At 44.3% G+C, this 16,326-nt stretch carries 16 protein-coding genes; 14 read left to right on the top strand and 2 right to left on the bottom strand.

What is annotated here, in order from left to right; translation table 11 throughout:
• The first annotated feature begins 31 nt into the window (after nt 1–31).
• The 4 genes from aroE to RHOM_RS12680 are packed head-to-tail and all read left to right on the top strand — an operon-like array spanning nt 32 to nt 3,657.
• The gene (gene aroE, locus RHOM_RS12695; RefSeq protein ID WP_014080729.1) at nt 32–901 is read left to right on the top strand and encodes a shikimate dehydrogenase; all 870 of its coding nucleotides are present in this window, start codon (nt 32–34) and stop codon (nt 899–901) included.
• Nucleotides 902–918: 17 nt separating this feature from the next.
• Nucleotides 919–1,431 carry a shikimate kinase gene (locus RHOM_RS12690; RefSeq protein WP_014080728.1) on the top strand — a complete coding sequence of 171 codons (513 nt, stop codon included), beginning with the start codon at nt 919–921 and terminating at the stop codon, nt 1,429–1,431.
• 15 nt (nt 1,432–1,446) lie between these two features.
• On the top strand, nt 1,447–2,052 hold the full coding sequence (locus RHOM_RS12685; RefSeq protein ID WP_014080727.1) for a hypothetical protein: 606 nt from the start codon (nt 1,447–1,449) through the stop codon (nt 2,050–2,052).
• 6 nt (nt 2,053–2,058) lie between these two features.
• Complete coding sequence (locus tag RHOM_RS12680; protein WP_014080726.1) at nt 2,059–3,657, top strand: GGDEF domain-containing protein; 1,599 nt, start codon at nt 2,059–2,061, stop codon at nt 3,655–3,657.
• A 36-nt stretch (nt 3,658–3,693) separates the two neighbouring features.
• Here RHOM_RS12680 and RHOM_RS12675 read toward each other — a convergent pair whose 3' ends face one another.
• Entirely contained in the window at nt 3,694–4,035 is a 342-nt protein-coding gene (locus RHOM_RS12675; protein WP_014080725.1) for a phenylpyruvate tautomerase MIF-related protein, read from the bottom strand.
• Between the two features lie 90 nt (nt 4,036–4,125).
• On the opposite strand from RHOM_RS12675, the gene spoIIID reads away from it, so the two are divergent.
• From spoIIID to RHOM_RS12660, 3 genes are all read left to right on the top strand, one after another.
• Nucleotides 4,126–4,380 carry a sporulation transcriptional regulator SpoIIID gene (gene spoIIID / locus RHOM_RS12670; RefSeq protein WP_044024693.1) on the top strand — a complete coding sequence of 85 codons (255 nt, stop codon included), beginning with the start codon at nt 4,126–4,128 and terminating at the stop codon, nt 4,378–4,380.
• A gap of 83 nt (nt 4,381–4,463) precedes the next feature.
• On the top strand, nt 4,464–6,380 hold the full coding sequence (locus tag RHOM_RS12665; RefSeq protein WP_014080723.1) for a GGDEF domain-containing protein: 1,917 nt from the start codon (nt 4,464–4,466) through the stop codon (nt 6,378–6,380).
• A 67-nt stretch (nt 6,381–6,447) separates the two neighbouring features.
• On the top strand, nt 6,448–7,233 hold the full coding sequence (locus tag RHOM_RS12660; protein ID WP_014080722.1) for an HD domain-containing protein: 786 nt from the start codon (nt 6,448–6,450) through the stop codon (nt 7,231–7,233).
• Here RHOM_RS12660 and RHOM_RS12655 read toward each other — a convergent pair.
• Entirely contained in the window at nt 7,220–7,816 is a 597-nt protein-coding gene (locus RHOM_RS12655) for a putative ABC transporter permease (protein WP_014080721.1), read from the bottom strand. The two genes, RHOM_RS12660 and RHOM_RS12655, sit on opposite strands and share 14 nt — an antisense overlap.
• Before the next feature lie 159 nt (nt 7,817–7,975).
• Here RHOM_RS12655 and guaA point away from each other — a divergent pair, with 159 nt between their 5' ends.
• From guaA to RHOM_RS12625, 7 genes are all read left to right on the top strand, one after another.
• Entirely contained in the window at nt 7,976–9,532 is a 1,557-nt protein-coding gene (gene guaA / locus RHOM_RS12650; RefSeq protein ID WP_044025036.1) for a glutamine-hydrolyzing GMP synthase, read from the top strand.
• A 131-nt stretch (nt 9,533–9,663) separates the two neighbouring features.
• Nucleotides 9,664–10,107: an NUDIX hydrolase gene (locus RHOM_RS17730; protein WP_014080719.1), complete on the top strand. Its 444-nt coding sequence runs from the start codon at nt 9,664–9,666 to the stop codon at nt 10,105–10,107.
• A complete protein-coding gene (locus RHOM_RS17725; RefSeq protein WP_014080718.1) occupies nt 10,086–10,709 on the top strand; it encodes an HAD family hydrolase in 624 nt (207 codons plus the stop codon). The genes RHOM_RS17730 and RHOM_RS17725 overlap by 22 nt, the downstream gene beginning before the upstream one ends.
• 322 nt (nt 10,710–11,031) lie before the next feature.
• The gene (locus RHOM_RS17075) at nt 11,032–11,397 is read left to right on the top strand and encodes a DUF4411 family protein (protein ID WP_081468003.1); all 366 of its coding nucleotides are present in this window, start codon (nt 11,032–11,034) and stop codon (nt 11,395–11,397) included.
• 113 nt (nt 11,398–11,510) lie between these two features.
• Nucleotides 11,511–11,690: a transposase gene (locus RHOM_RS12635; protein ID WP_014080715.1), complete on the top strand. Its 180-nt coding sequence runs from the start codon at nt 11,511–11,513 to the stop codon at nt 11,688–11,690.
• Between the two features lie 67 nt (nt 11,691–11,757).
• Nucleotides 11,758–14,646 carry an ATP-dependent helicase gene (locus tag RHOM_RS12630; RefSeq protein ID WP_014080714.1) on the top strand — a complete coding sequence of 963 codons (2,889 nt, stop codon included), beginning with the start codon at nt 11,758–11,760 and terminating at the stop codon, nt 14,644–14,646.
• Nucleotides 14,646–16,325 carry a site-specific DNA-methyltransferase gene (locus RHOM_RS12625; protein WP_014080713.1) on the top strand — a complete coding sequence of 560 codons (1,680 nt, stop codon included), beginning with the start codon at nt 14,646–14,648 and terminating at the stop codon, nt 16,323–16,325. Before RHOM_RS12630 ends, RHOM_RS12625 begins: the two co-directional genes overlap by 1 nt.
• The last annotated feature ends 1 nt before the right edge of the window (nt 16,326 follow it).

Raw genomic sequence — 16,326 nt, 5'->3', positions numbered from 1 at the left:
GAGAAAAAGGGCGCCGGATCATGGAGGAAATATGGACAGCAGAATTTCAGGACACACAGGATTATTGGCATTGATTGGTTCGCCGGTCGGACATTCGGGTTCGCCGGCAATGTATAATTACAGCTTCGAGCGGCTGGGACTGGATTATGTGTATGTTGCTTTTGATATCAAGGTGGAGGAAGTGGCAGACGCCATTGCCGCCATGCGCACATTCAAAATGCGCGGCTGCAATGTCACCATGCCGTGCAAGACAGAGGTTGTCAAATACATGGATGAATTGTCTCCGGCAGCACAGATTATCGGAGCGGTCAACACGATCGTAAATGACAACGGCAGACTGACCGGCCATATTACTGACGGCGAGGGATTTGTGCATAATCTGAAGAATCACGGGATCGATATTAAGGGCAAGAAGATCACGGTTGCAGGCGGAGGCGGTGCCGCTACTGCCATTCAGGTGCAGTGCGCGCTTGACGGTGCAAGAGAAATCTCTATTTTCAATATCAAGGATGCTTTTTTTGAGAGAACGCTGAAAACGGCGGAGAAGATCCGTGCGGCGGTTCCGTCGTGCGTGGTAAATGTCTATGATATTGCGGATACTGCGCGGATGACTGCGGAGATCGCGTCCAGCGATATTTTTGCAAATGCAACGATTGTAGGCATGAAGCCGATGGAAAATGAGAGTGTGGTAAAGGACACTTCTGCATTCCGACCGGGGTTAGTGGTGGCGGATGCCGTCTACAACCCGGAGGAGACGAGATTGCTCCGGGAGGCGAAGGAAGCCGGAGCAACCTGTATCGGCGGCAAGGGAATGCTGCTGTGGCAGGGCGTGGCTGCCTTTAAACTGTATACCGGAAAAGATATGCCGGTCGAGGAAGTCAAAGAGCGTTTTTTTAGCTAGAAAGGTGAAACTGCGGCATGAAGAATTTATATCTGATCGGCTTTATGGGCGCTGGGAAAAGTACCATTGCGAGAGCGCTTGCGAAAAAATGTCCGTCGAAGCGAATCGAGATGGATCAGCTCATCGAGGAACAACAGGGGATGGCAATCACAGATATTTTTGCCGCACATGGGGAGAATTATTTCCGCGACCTGGAGACAGAGTTGTTGCGGTCTTTTTCGGAGAGCACAGGATATGTGGTATCCTGCGGCGGAGGCAGTGTACTCAGGGATGAGAATGCGGCGCTGATGAAGGAGAACGGTTGTATCGTGTTCCTTCGGGCGACGCCGGAGACGATCTACGAAAGAGTCAAGGACAGCACGAACCGCCCGATTTTAAACGGGAATATGAATGTGGAATATATCCGGGAACTCATGGAGAAGCGCCGGCCGCGCTACGAAGCGGTGGCGGATATCTGCGTGGACACGGACGGCAAGGACGTGGATGCCATCAGTGAGGAGATCCTGAAAGCGGTAGAAGACAGATCATAAGAGGGGCAGCGGGAGATGAATTTTGAGTTTATAAGAGAGTGCAGGCTGGAGTCGGACGAGCTTCAGGCGATGTATGACAATGTTCTGCAGGAACTGGAGCGCGCGGAGCATTATTATTGGAGAAAACCGCAGGAATGCGGCATCATTCTGCGCCAGACAACAGAGCGGATCTGTCGTATCTATAATACATATTATCAAATCGGCTATCCGGGGAACGCTTCGCTGGAAGAGTTTTTGTGTTATACGGACGAAAACGAGCACAACGTGATGGTGAGCCGTTTTCTGAGCGTCGTCCGCAAGGAGCAGCGCGACCGGCTGAATAAGCTGCGTGTGCTGGGGGATGACTGTATCTGGGGCGAGGAGGCACCGGATCAGGGGATGACTTTTGAAGACCGCATGGGGCAGAATGCAAGACATATGATGGAGACCATGATGGAGGTCACCAAGGATATGTGCGAGAAGATCAACAAGAGGGACGATGTGTTTGACGAGTTCTTCCTCGAGGAGGCTCTGCCGGAGACGAAGGAAGAGGCAGGAAAAGAGGCACTTGCCGCTGCGGAGATAACAACCAGTGCAGAGAATACGAAAAAATCTTTGTTTGCCAGAATTTTCCACAGGTGAGGACAAATGAAAAAATCAGTATCGATCGTTTATGGAGTGCTGCTTGTCATCGGATTCATTCTGATGGCGTTGAGCTTTGCGTTTGCAGGTAAAAAGAATACAAGCTTTGCGGAGGATTCCAGACGAATCGAACTGCAGCCCGATCGCGTGGTGGAAGTGAGTGAAGATGTCAGGGAGTATTATTTCGACAGTAATCAGATGCAGTCGGAGTTTTCGGAACTGACATTTTTTAGCGTACATCAGTGCGTGGAAGTGTATGCGGACGGCGAGCAGATTTATTCGCTGGAAAAGAGCAGTACGGTGTTCGGGAGGACGCCCGGAACCGGATGGAATACGATCCAGCTGCAGGAGGGCGTGAAGAGTTTCAGTGTGCGGATCGAGGCGGTGTACCCGGCAGTGCGGGATCATGTGACGAGGTTCTATCAGGAGAATGACGGACAGATGGTCTATCAGACGATGAGAGGATCGGTTCCGGAGATCATGGTCAGCACAGTTGACGGAGCGATCGGTATTATGCTGCTCATTTATTATGCAATTGCAAGACGCAAAGTAAAGATGGGACCGGGCATCCTGTATTTTGGCATTTTTACCCTGATGATGGGAATGTGGTCCATGAATGAGGCGGAGCTGGTTGCCTACATGGTAAAAAGCCGGACGGCGGCCTCGTACGCCGGTTATATGCTGATTATGCTGATGATTGCGCCGTTTGCAGCATTTTTGCAGGAGTTCTCCGAGGTGGAGGAGAAGTATATATCAAATATTATCTGCATCTGTTCATTTGCGAATGTTTTAGTGTGTACCGTACTCCACATGACGGGGATCTGCGAGTTTAAAAATACGGTATTTTGCACGCATTTTCTGATGGCATGTGACCTGCTCTATCTGCTCTATGTGATCTTGCAGCGTTACCGGGCGCGCGGAATGGACCGGCGGGTACGTGTCTGTATCTGGGGACTTGTAATTCTGCTAGTGTCTTACGCGGTCGACATGTCGGCGTACTACATCGGATGGAGAAGAACGGATGTGATCGGCAGATTTGGATTCCTGTTGTTTATCTGCCTGCTGGCGAGAGAGGCGACTGCGGTGTCGATGGAGAAGATTGATGAGGGACGCAAGGCGGAGATCTACCGGGAACTGGCGGAGCATGATATGCCGACCGGACTGTACAACCGCAACGCTTATGATGAGTGGGCGTCGGAAAATGCCAGAGACCGAGAGACGGCGATTGTAACGTTCGATCTGAATGATCTGAAGTACTGCAATGACACGTTCGGACATGCGGCGGGCGATAAGTATATTCAGGATGCGGCAAAGCTGATCGCAGAAGTGTTTGAACCTGCCGGGGTGTGCTACCGGATCGGCGGGGATGAATTCTGCGCCGTGATCCGCCATGCCAGAAGTGAGTGGGTCGAGGAACGTCTGCGCAGACTGGAATGTCTCGAGCGGAAATATAATGAAGGGAAAACGGACGTCCCGATGCGGATCGCTTACGGCTACGCGATCTTTGACGAGCAGTATGATAAAAATATGGAAGAGACAAGGAACCGTGCGGATGTGAAGATGTACGAGAAAAAGAGAGCGATCAAGGCGGAAGAGAGAAAATGAAAAAATGCGGGAATTCCCGCATTTTTTCTGCTGTAGTCAGAAGTTGCTTCCGTTCCAGCCCCAGTTGTCAGTCGGGAAGTATGCCACGTAGATGTGGTCGGCAGGAATGGAAAGTTCGCCGGAGAGCAGATGGCAGAGCTTTCCGGTCATCTGGCTGGTGCCTGCAGCGGACGGCGTGCCGAAGCTTTTGACCTCCACATAAGCGACAGCGGCAGAATCCCCCTGAAAGAACAGGCTGGCATTGTCCTCAAAACCAGTCATAACCCAGTTCTCTCCCTTGCCGAGACACTCCCTGGTAATGCGGCAGATCTCTGCGGTCAGGGAATCCTTTTTGGATTTGCTCAGGGAAACGGTGGTTTTCGTATTGATAAATGGCACGGCAATATCCTCCTTTACATCTGATAAAGATAGTATATACGAAAATAAGCCTGCATACAATGTAAAAACAAGTATTGCAGGGGATTTCGTTTGAAAGGTTATATTGAGGAAAGAGCTATGGAGATTGCCAGATATATCATTGACAATAACACGACCGTGCGGCAGGCGGCAAAACATTTCGGGATCAGCAAGAGTACGGTACATAAGGACGTCACCGAGCGCCTTGCGCAGGTCAACCCGTCGCTCGCGGCGGAGACGCGCAAGGTGCTGGACATCAACAAGTCCGAGCGGCACATCCGCGGCGGGATGGCGACAAAGGAGAAGTATCTGCATCAGCATGTGTGAAAACGCAGAAGCATTTGACGGCATGAAAACGTTTTTATATAATAGGAGAAGATAACGGCAGGATAGATGGAGGATAAGCGCAGATGAAGAAGATAGCGTTGATCATGGATGGATGGAAGCGATTCTTCACATATGCATGGCCCGCCGGAGTGTTGGAGCGTATCAGAGAGACGAATGAGGACGTGAATCTGTATATTTTCAACAGTTCCGGAGACTGGAGCAGGGATGAGGATTACAATATCGGAGAGTACAACATCTATCGGCTGCCGGACTTAAACGATTTCGACGGCATTATTGTAGATCTGAACAATATCCGCTATTCCGAGGTGCGGGAGTATGTGATCTCCTCGGCAAAGGCCACCGGGAAGCCGGTGATTTCTATTGCAAATGAGATTGCGGATTTTTACTATGTCGGTATTGACAACTATTCCGCCATGCAGGAAATAGCGGCGCATCTCTATGAGGTGCATAATTGCAGACGCTTCTGGTATGTCATGGGACCGGACGATAATTACGAGAGCAACCGGCGTGTGGCTGCGTTGCGCGATTTTTCAGAGACACACGGGATTTTGTGGGATGCCAGGGATCTCTACTGCGAGAGTTATGAATACAAGTGTGGAGTGCATGGATTTGAAAAATTGCTCACGCTGCACGGGAAACTTCCGGATGCCATTATCTGTGCCAACGATAACATTGCCGTCGGCGTGTGTGAGACAGCGGCAGCCCACGGTTACAAGGCACCCGACGATTTTCTGGTGACCGGATTCGATAATTTTGACAAGGCGAGCTATTATTCACCGCACATCACAACGGTCGGACATATCCGCGAGCAGGTGGGATACCACTGTGCGGATATTCTTCTGCGGCTGTGGAGGGGCGAGATGGTACCGCGGTTTAATTATACGGGGCACCAGTGCATTTTCTGGGAAAGCTGCGGCTGCGACGCCGGCATTGCGGTGGATCAGGCAGAACATTCCAGGGCGCAGATTGTCTATGGAATCGAGACGGACGAATTTGAGGAGCAGGTGCTTTCGCTGGAGTATGAATTGTTGCAGTGCGAGACGGTGCGTGAGATGTCGCGCTGGATTCCGAAATGTATTCCGGCTATGCGGTGTGACGCGATGTATCTGATCATGGATGAGCACATGAATGATTTCCGGGAATTGAGCGATTATTATGACAGACATCTGATTGAGGATGAAGAGTTCTGCGTGCACGGTTATCCGGAGAAAATGCAGATGGAGTTCGCCTATGAGGACGGTGTGGTAAAAGAGAGCGAGGAGACGGTCGTGGAGGGGATTTTCCCGACCTTCGATTACACGGAGGGCGGAAAAGATTTTCTGTTTCTGCCGCTTCATTTCCGGGAACACACGGTGGGATATTTTGTCATCCGGAATGCTGTGTATCTGATGGAGAAGCAGTATCTGTTCCAGGTTATCAACGTGCTGACGTCTGCGATGGAGAATCTGCATAAGAAGGAGCGCCTTGCCTATCTGAATCAGGTGCTGTCAGAACTGTACGTGAAGGACGCCATGACGGGAATGTACAACCGGCTCGGTTACCAGAAGCTGGCGTGTCGTATGTTTGAGAAAAAGAAGCTGACGGGGGAGAATCTTTCAATTATTTTCATGGATATGGACAGGCTCAAAAGCATCAACGATGAATTTGGGCATATCCATGGGGACTGGGCGATCAAGACGATTGCGTCGGCGATTTTAAAATATATTCCGGAGGGAGCGGTCGCGGTCCGGAGTGGCGGGGATGAGTTCCTCGTTGTGCTGGAGCAGACTGCGGATGCAGAGATCGGGAAGATCATCGGAGAGATCCGGGAGGAGATCCGGGAACGTTCGGCGGAGATGAAACTGCCGTTTCCGCTGACGGTCAGTGCGGGATGTGTCCACACGGATATGACGACCGTGCGCGATCTGGACGACTACGTGCGTGAGGCGGATGCTATCATGTATGAGGAGAAGACCGCGAAAAAGGCGAACCGCACCTAAGCAGGATGAAAAGGCTTCCAACCGGGCAGGGGAAAAGAATAAGAAAGTCAGAAGGAGATACCGGCAGATGAAAATCGAGCGTGAACGGGTCAGAGAAACATTCCGGGAGTATACGGATGCTTATGATGCGACCGATGAGAAAATAAAATTGAAAATTGACCACACTTACCGGGTGGCGGAACTGTGCGAGCGGATCGCGAAGGCAGAGCAGATGGAGAAGACAGAGGTTGATCTGGCATGGCTTCTTGGAATGCTGCACGATGTGGGAAGATTTGAGCAGCTTCGGAGATATGGAACATTCAGTGATGCAGATTCCATTGACCACGCGGCACTCGGAGCGGATATTCTGTTCGGTGGTCCGCTGTCTGCGGGGGAAGGTCTGATCCGCACGTATGTGGACGATGCGGCGGAGGATGAGGTGATTGAGACTGCCATAAGAGTGCACAGTGCCTACCGGATTCCGGAGGGGCTTGCGCCGCGCACGGAAAAGCTGTGCCATATCCTGCGGGACGCCGATAAGATCGATATTCTCCGGGTCAATGTGGATGTGCCGCTGGAGGAGATTTATAATACCACGACGGAGGAACTGCGCAATGCAGCCGTCACACCGGCAGTGATGGATAGCTTTTACGAACATCACGCGACGCTGCGCAGTATCAAGCGCACGCCGGTGGATCATGTGGTGGGGCATATTTCGCTGGTGTTTGAACTGGTATTTCCGGAGAGTGTGCGGATTGTAAAAGAGCAGGGCTATCTGGAAAAGCTGCTGCATTTTGAGAGCCGCAACGCTGTGACAAACGCGCAGTTCGCAGAGCTTCGGGCGGAGATGGAGCGCTATCTTAAGGGAAGGTAATGTCTGCTCCGTGGTTTGGAAAAATGAGCGCAGCCGCGCAGTCCGCGGCAAAGAGCAGCAGAAGCAGGGTGTTTAATCCAAGGCGCACTTTGGGGGTGAGTCGTTTCCAGAGCCTGGTGAGCGGCGCCTCCAGCACACAGATCCAGAGCACGCCCGCGATGCCGAAGCCGACCGCCGCGTACAGGCAGATATAGCCATGAAAATGAAAAGGATAGCCGCTGTAATCCCAGTAGCGCAGATTCCAGAAGGTATCCAGAAACCATCCGATCAGGAGTTCCAGACCGGTGCCGATGGCAGCACTGAGGAAAAAGACGCCGGCCGGGTGGATTTTTTTTCGCCTGCATCCCAGCAGCAGATAGAAAAGCACTGCGCCGATGCCGTAGACCGGAAGCCACGGCCCGTAGAGGAAGCCGCGGTTGGCAAAGGTTTTGTCCCGATACAGGAAGATGGCAACCTCCCAGAGAAACCCGCCGATCGAGCCGAGAAAGAAGAAATAAATCTGCTGGGAGAGGAAAAACGATATAGGAGTCTGCTCCGGTGCGCAGAGTTTGGAAAAATCCGGAAGACGGTCATGTTTTTTCATGGAGATAGTATAACCGGAACATTGAAAATTATTGAATTGTGAAATGGTGGAAAATATAGAAATGCGCCTTGTAAATTGCGGGAGCGTATCTTATAATAGTAGCAATTGAGCAAACCGCCCTTTGCGGCGGAAAAACATCAGGAGGAAAAGAGTGTGGAAATGAACAACAATTTTTCACAGGAAAAAGTCATTGTCATCGACTTTGGCGGTCAGTACAATCAGCTGGTTGCCAGACGTGTCAGAGAGTGCAATGTTTACTGTGAGATCTATTCCTACCGTACAGACATCGAGCAGATCAAGGCGATGAATCCGAAGGGTATCATTTTAACCGGCGGTCCGAACAGCTGCTACGAGCCGGATTCTCCGACGTACACGAAGGAACTGTTTGAACTTGGAATTCCGGTTTTGGGACTCTGCTACGGCGCACAGCTTATGATGCATGTGCTGGGCGGAAAGGTTGAGAAGGCACCGGTGCGTGAGTATGGCAAGACAGAGGTGTTTGTCGATACGACATCGCCACTTTTTGGCGATGTGTCTGAGAAGACGATCTGCTGGATGAGCCATTTTGATTATATTTCAAAAGTTGCTCCGGGATTTTCCATTGCGGCGCACACGGCAGACTGTCCGGTGGCGGCAGCGGAGAACCGGGAGAAGAAGCTTTTTGCAATCCAGTTCCATCCGGAAGTGCTTCACACCCAAGAGGGCACTAAGATGCTGCACAATTTCGTGCGCGGTGTCTGCGGCTGTGCCGGAACCTGGCGCATGGATCATTTTGTGGAGCACACGATCGAGGCGATCCGCGAGAAGGTCGGTGACGGCAAGGTGCTTCTTGCGCTGTCCGGCGGTGTGGATTCCTCAGTCGCAGCAGGACTTTTATCCAGAGCGATCGGCAAGCAGCTCACCTGCGTGTTCGTGGATCATGGTCTTCTGCGCAAGAATGAGGGCGATGAGGTGGAGAGCGTATTTGGCCCGGACGGTCAGTTCGACCTGAATTTTATCCGCGTCAACGCACAGGAGCGCTACTATGCGAAGCTGGCAGGAGTGACAGAGCCGGAGCAGAAGCGCAAGATCATCGGTGAGGAGTTCATCCGTGTCTTTGAGGAAGAGGCGAAGAAGATCGGTGCAGTGGATTTCCTGGCGCAGGGAACCATCTATCCGGACGTCGTGGAGAGTGGACTTGGCGGGGAATCCGCAGTCATCAAGTCGCACCACAATGTCGGAGGTCTGCCGGACTATGTTGATTTCAAGGAGATCATCGAGCCGTTGCGCAATCTGTTCAAGGATGAGGTGCGCAAGGCAGGTCTTGAGCTTGGCATTCCGGAGAACCTGGTATTCCGCCAGCCTTTCCCGGGACCGGGACTCGGCATCCGCATCATCGGCGAGGTGACGGCAGACAAAGTCCGCATTGTGCAGGACGCTGATGCCATCTACCGCGAGGAGATTGCAAAAGCCGGACTGGACCGTTCGATCGGTCAGTATTTTGCGGCGCTCACCAATATGAGAAGCGTCGGCGTCATGGGAGACGAGAGAACCTATGATTATGCAGTTGCACTGCGTGCTGTGAATACGGTGGATTTCATGACCGCGGAGGCGGCGGAGATCCCGTTCGAGGTGCTGCAGACGGTGATGAGCCGGATTATCAATGAGGTGCGCGGGGTGAATAGAGTATTCTATGATCTGACCAGTAAGCCACCGGGAACGATTGAGTTTGAATAACGGACTAAAATGCCGAAAGCCTGTATTTATGCGGGTTTCCGGCATTTGTTTTATCAAATGGCTCTAGTTTGGCTCTATTTGTGGGCGCAATAATGGCAAGAAAATATATGAAATCTAATAAGGAGCATTATATGACGAAAGTGAATTTTTATGATAGTGTTAATGATTCAATGCTGAAGTTTGCAGTTATTATTGCCAGACATAATGGTAAATGGGTATTTTGCAAGCACAAGGAAAGAAATACATGGGAGGCACCGGGGGGACATAGAGAAGATGGTGAGGATATTCTTGAAACAGCCAAACGAGAACTATATGAAGAAACAGGGGCAATAACTTTTGATATTACTCCAATTTGTATATATTCTGTGACTGCACCAGATAATTTCGATGGAATGGAGACTTTTGGAAAATTATTCTTCTCAGATATACATACATTTGAAAAAGAGCTTCACAGTGAAATTGAAAAAATAGTAATTATGGATGAACTACCGATTAATTGGACTTACCCAGAAATTCAACCCAAACTGCTGGAAGAAGCAAGGAAAAGAGGATTTTGCCCAAAAAGGACGAAATAAAATGGCTATTTTTTGATGTTGGATCGACATTGGTTGATGAAAGCAAAGTTTATGAAGACAGGATGAAAAGGATAGCGGATTTATCAGGTTTAACTTACGAGCAAATTTATAAATATGCCATGTCGTTTTATAAAGAAAACAAAAAAGGAGATTTAGAGGTAGCAAGGCAATTGGGGGTGAAATTACCTAAATGGGAATCGCAATACGAGAGGCTGTATACAGATACTAAAGATTGTTTGAAAAAGTTAAGTAGAATTTATAAAATTGGTGTAATTGCAAACCAATCATTAGGAACTTCTGAGAGATTAGAAAATCTTGGAGTACGAAAATATCTTGATTTGATTATCGCATCAGCAGAAGAAGGCGTTTCAAAACCAGATAGGTGCATATTTGAAATTGCATTGGAAAGAAGCAGTTGTAAGACAGAGAATGCAGTCATGATTGGTGACCGTATTGATAATGATATTGTACCCGCAAAACAGTTGGGTATGAAAACTATATGGGTAAAACAGGGATTTGGAAGTTTGTGGAATATAACAGATGAGAGTGAAAAAGCTGATATGGAAATTAATAACTTATCTGATGTATTAAAATATTTATAGGGGATGAGTCTATAAAATAAGATTCAAATTACAATATTGCAGAACATATGATATATGTTAGGGTACTCTTTAAGGAAAGTACCCATGACAGGGCGTTAAGTGTCTGGGGGTGCTTGCTTAGCGCCGATGACGGCTTATGAGATCATTTCGATTTTCATTGGGATATTAGCATTGTTGATGTCCTTTGGTAGCTTGATTATAGCGTTGCTTGCCTTTCTCGATAAAGAGAAAAACTTTTCGAGGAAGAGCAGGCGAAAATAAAAATGCCTATCCTCTCTGCGAACAGGATAGGCGGTGTCCTTAAGGACATTCATTTTCACATATATGGCAGGCTTTTAATGAACTTGTAGAAAATGGACAACTTATTTCAAGTTCGGAAATATTTGAAGAATTAAAAGATGATGATATTGTAAAATGGGCAAAGGAACACAAAGATGCTTTTTTGCCTTTATCAAAGGAAGTACAGTTAAAGACTACAGAAATATTACAACAATTTCCACAAATAATAAAAATTCAAACAAAGGGAAGCTCAAATGGAGATCCATTTTTGATTGCAACAGCTATTTTAGAAGATGGGATTATAGTAACTGATGAAGGAAACAAGAATAATGGAATTCCAATGGTATGTGAATCATTAGGTATAGAGTATATGAAACTTAATGATATGTTAGATGAGGTATTGGAGTAATGAATTAGAGGGGAGAGATCCTTCTCTTTTTTGTTTGTATTATTCCGATAAACGATGTATAATCAAACTAGTTTTATGTTTCTACTTATGTATGATTTTGAAGAGGTAAGATTATGGAGTATTTAACGACTGTGGAATTATCAGAAAGGTGGAATATCACTTCACGTCGAATAGGTGTTTTATGTGCAGAAGGAAGAATTGAAGGTGCAATAAAAAAAGGAAAAACATGGTTAATTCCTTCAGATGCAATAAAGCCTGCTGATGGACGATACAAGAAGAAGTCAGAAAAGTAAGATGTAATACGAAATAGAATTTATAAATATATGAGAATATATAATTAAATGCAGAGGGGGTACTGATATGGCATTTGATTTTGAAAACGCAAATGAAGCACAGAGAAGTGCTATTTCAACAACAGATGGTCCGTTGTTGATTATTGCAGGCCCTGGTACAGGGAAAACATATACATTAGTAAAGAGAATTGTTTATCTTATAACTGAAAAAGATGTGCTTCCTGAGGAAATAATGATTGCTACATTTACAGAAAAGGCTGCGAAAGAACTGATTACACGTATCACAAATGAATTGTATGCAATAGGAGTATCCGTAAATCTGAATGAAATGTATATTGGTACTTTTCATTCAATTTGTCTGAGAATTCTTAAAGATCATCTTGAATATACAAGGATTAAGAAAAATTATAGGATGCTGGATAATTTTGATCAACAGTATATGGTGTTTCAAAAGATTAATAGATTTAGGAACTTACCTTATTTTGATGTTATATTTGATAAAAAGCAAGGAGCTTGGAGACAAGCCGGAGAAATAGTTAAGTATGTTAATAATCTTGCTGAAGAATTGGTTGATATTGATGAAATGCAGGGAGACGCGGATGAACATATTGTAGCTGTTGCAAATATTATGAAACAGTACAATATCTTGATGGAAGATGAGAATTTAATTGATTTTTCAAGTATTCAAACAGAAGCATATAAATTATTAATCGAAGAACCAAGTATATTGGAAGAAATACAGCAGAAAATTAAATATGTGATGGTGGATGAATATCAGGATACAAATTACATACAGGAATTACTTGTGTTTTTGATTGCCGGAAAAAATAAAAATATATGTGTTGTGGGAGACGATGATCAAGGTTTGTATCGTTTTCGAGGAGCAACAATAAGAAATATATTGGAATTTCCAGGCCATTTTGCAGAAGGAGAATGTAAGCAGGTTAAACTTGTTACAAATTATCGTTCAGAGAGACAAATTATTGATTTTTACAATAAGTGGATGAGCACAACAGATGGTAGAGCATATGATTTTATGTGGAAGAATTTTAGGTTTGAGAAGAAGATTGTTCCGCCGGAAGGGAAAAAGGCTGCTAAAGTAGGCGTTATTAAATGTTCGGGAAAAGATTTGTTAGATGATTGGTATGAACAAGTGTATTCATTTATTACACAATTAAAAAGTAGTGGTGTACTAACTGATTACAATCAGATTGCAGTTCTTTGCAAGTCTGTTAAAGGGGATAAAATCATAGGTATGGTTGAATATCTTGAGGAACATGGTATTAAAGTTTATTCACCTCGTTCGGAAATGTTCTTTGAAAGAAAAGAGATAAAACAGGTAATAGGGTGTATGATCTTATGTTTCCCAGAGTATGTTCGTAAGTTACAACAAAGAGATTTTTCGTATGATTTTGAAAATCTCTATAAATATTACGATACTCAATGTATAGCTGCTGCAAGAGAGCTCATTTTACAGTATAGAGATACATTGGGTAAATGGATTGCAGAGAAGATGCATAAACACGCTAATCTAAAAAAGGATAATGCAGATTACGCATTTACAGGATTACTGTATCAGTTATTGCAGTTTGAACCATTTAGTACATACTTAGGGATAGATATGAAATCAGGGGTGATAGATGAAAGACCTGCAAGAAACTTATCAATTTTATCGTCAATTTTGGGAAAGTACGAATATCTACATCGGATAGATGTCTTCACGGAAAACAATATTATAGAGTCGGTAGAACGTTTTTTTAATATGTATTTTCGCTTTTTATTTGATGGAGGAATTACAGAGTATGAAGATGATTCGGAGTATGCTCCGAGTGGGTGCGTTTCATTTATGACTATACATCAGTCAAAAGGAATGGAGTTTCCAATAGTGATTGTTGATTCATTAAATGGAACACCGAGAAGTAGTGGAAATCATTTGCTAGAAGAAATAGAAAATAAATATTTCCATAGAAAAGTTTTTGAGACGAGGGAAGATATAAAATTTTTTGATTTTTGGCGATTATATTATACGGCATTTTCAAGAGCACAAAATTTATTGGTACTCTCTTGTTGTGAAAAGAAAGGTCATGGAGCCACACCAAGCAAATATTTTGAAGAGTGCTATGAGAAGCTACCTGCTTATGAAGATGTAAATCTTTCTGAAATAAAGTTAGAAAAGGTAAAGCCTGTAAATATAAAGGATACATATTCTTTTACTTCGCACATTGCTCTGTATGAGAATTGTGCACTACAGTATAAATTTTTCAAAGAACTTGGATTTACGCAGGTAAGAGTAGGTGCAACACTCTTTGGAACATTAGTGCATGAGACAATAGAAGACATTCATCGTGCAGCTATGCGTCATGAAGAACAGACAATAGTGCCGGAAACAATACGAGAGTGGTTTGATACAAATTATATGACATTATCGAAAAGTGAGCATTCTTATTTAGGACAACCGCAGATAGAAGCTGCGTATAAACAGGTTTTGAGGTATGTTGAGAGAAATCAGAGTGACTGGAGTCGAATTCAAGATGCAGAGGTGGAAGTAAGTTTAGTAAAGCCTGATTATATATTGCTTGGAAAGGTTGACCTTATCAGGGGCGAAGGTGATACAGTAGAGATTGTTGACTTTAAATCCGAGAAGAAACCAGATGTTTTAATTGAAACAGCGGAGATGAATCGTTATAGGAGACAGCTTGAAGTGTATGCTCATCTTATTGAGGAAAAGACAGGTAAAAAGGTAAGTAAAATGCATTTGTATTATACAGGTGAGGATAATGGTGTACCAACAGTAACATTTAATAAGTCAACGGAAATGATTGATAAAACAATAAAAGAATTTGATGCAGTGGTTGAAAAAATACAAAGTAAAGATTTTAGTGGTAGAGCCAAAGATAAAAATCTTTGTGCCAACTGTGATATGAGACATTACTGTAGAAGAAAAGGAGATTGCTAATGGATGGACAGATTTCATTTACATTTGAACAAAGACAACCAATAAAAGGATATCCGGAGTTACACTGGACAGGGAAAAGGCCATATACATCGACACAGTATTATCCTGCACAGCTTAAGGAATCATATGGAGAACCTAAGGATGGTTGGATGAATAAGATATTTTGGGGAGATAATCTTCAGGTGATGAGCCACATGTTAAAGGATTATAGAGGAAAGATAGATCTAATTTATATTGATCCACCGTTTGATAGTAAGGCTGATTATAAGAAAAAAATTAAGAAAAAAGGAGTAGTTGTCTACAATGATAATACATCATTCGAAGAAAAACAGTATAGTGATATTTGGACAAATGATGAGTATTTACAATTTATGTATGAGAGATTCGTGCTTTTAAAGGAATTATTGTCAGATACCGGTCAAATTATAGTTCATTTGGATTATCATAAATGCCATCATATACGATTGATTATGGATGAGGTTTTTGGACAGGATAATTTTAGAAACGAAATAATATGGACATATAATGGTGGAGCCTTACCACCGAAAGATTGGCCGAGAAAACATGATAATTTATTACGGTATGTAAAATCTAATACAGGTTGGACATTTAATACTGAGTATAGACCATATAATGAACAGACAGCATTAAGAATGAGAAGTATACATAAAGGAGTTATGGTAGATGTAGATAGAGGAACTCCAGTTACTGATTGGTGGACAGATATAAAAGTACCAACAGGTCCGATGAATCAAGAAAAAAATGGATATCCGACACAGAAACCTGAGAAACTACTTGAAAGAATAATAAGTACACTTACAAATGAGGGGGATTTGGTATTTGATTGTTTTATGGGGTCAGGAACAACACAAACGGTAGCTATGAAATTAGGACGTAAGTTTATTGGCGCAGATATTAATTTAGGTGCAATTCAAACTACAACTAAGCGTTTGATTTCTGCAATGAAAAAACTTGATGATAAATGTTATTCAGGATTTGAAGTTTATAATGTAAATAATTATGATTTCTTTAGAAATCCAGTAGAAGCCAAAGAATTAATTATTGATGCATTAGGTATCCAAAAATTTGATTCATCAACAGTATATGACGGCGAATTAGATGGTTGGATGGTTAAAATAATGCCTACAAATCGTATTGCAACTAAGGCTGATTTAGAAGAACTCAAGGCTAATTTACCATACCATACATTTGAAAAGCGTAAGGAAGAAAATCCGAATGGCGTGGTGGAAAAAATTAAGATTATTTGCATGGGACATGAGGCTGATTTAAAGGCATCGTTGGAACAGGAACTTTCTTCGTATAATTTGGAGATAGAGATAGTTGATATCCTTAGGGATAAGAAAGATTTACAATTTAAGAGAGAAGCAGATGCCAATGTTGTTAAAGAAAACGATCAGATTATAATAAAAGAATTTTATCCGATGAACCTTTTACAGAAATTAAGCATGCAGAAAGAATCAGTTGAAGATTGGAGGCAGTTGGTAGAATCTATCTATATTGACTGGAATTATGATGGACAGACAATGAGGCCGACAATTTGTGATATTCCTGCAAAAGATGAGTTGGTATCTGGTATATATAAAATTCCAGCTTCAGCAGGTAAAATTAAAATAAAGATAACAGATTTGTTATCTGAGTCACTTGAGCTGGAGGTATAGA

Source organism: Roseburia hominis A2-183 (assembly GCF_000225345.1).
In the GTDB taxonomy this organism is placed as follows: domain Bacteria; phylum Bacillota; class Clostridia; order Lachnospirales; family Lachnospiraceae; genus Roseburia; species Roseburia hominis.
This window is presented reverse-complemented; position numbering and strand designations above follow the sequence as displayed.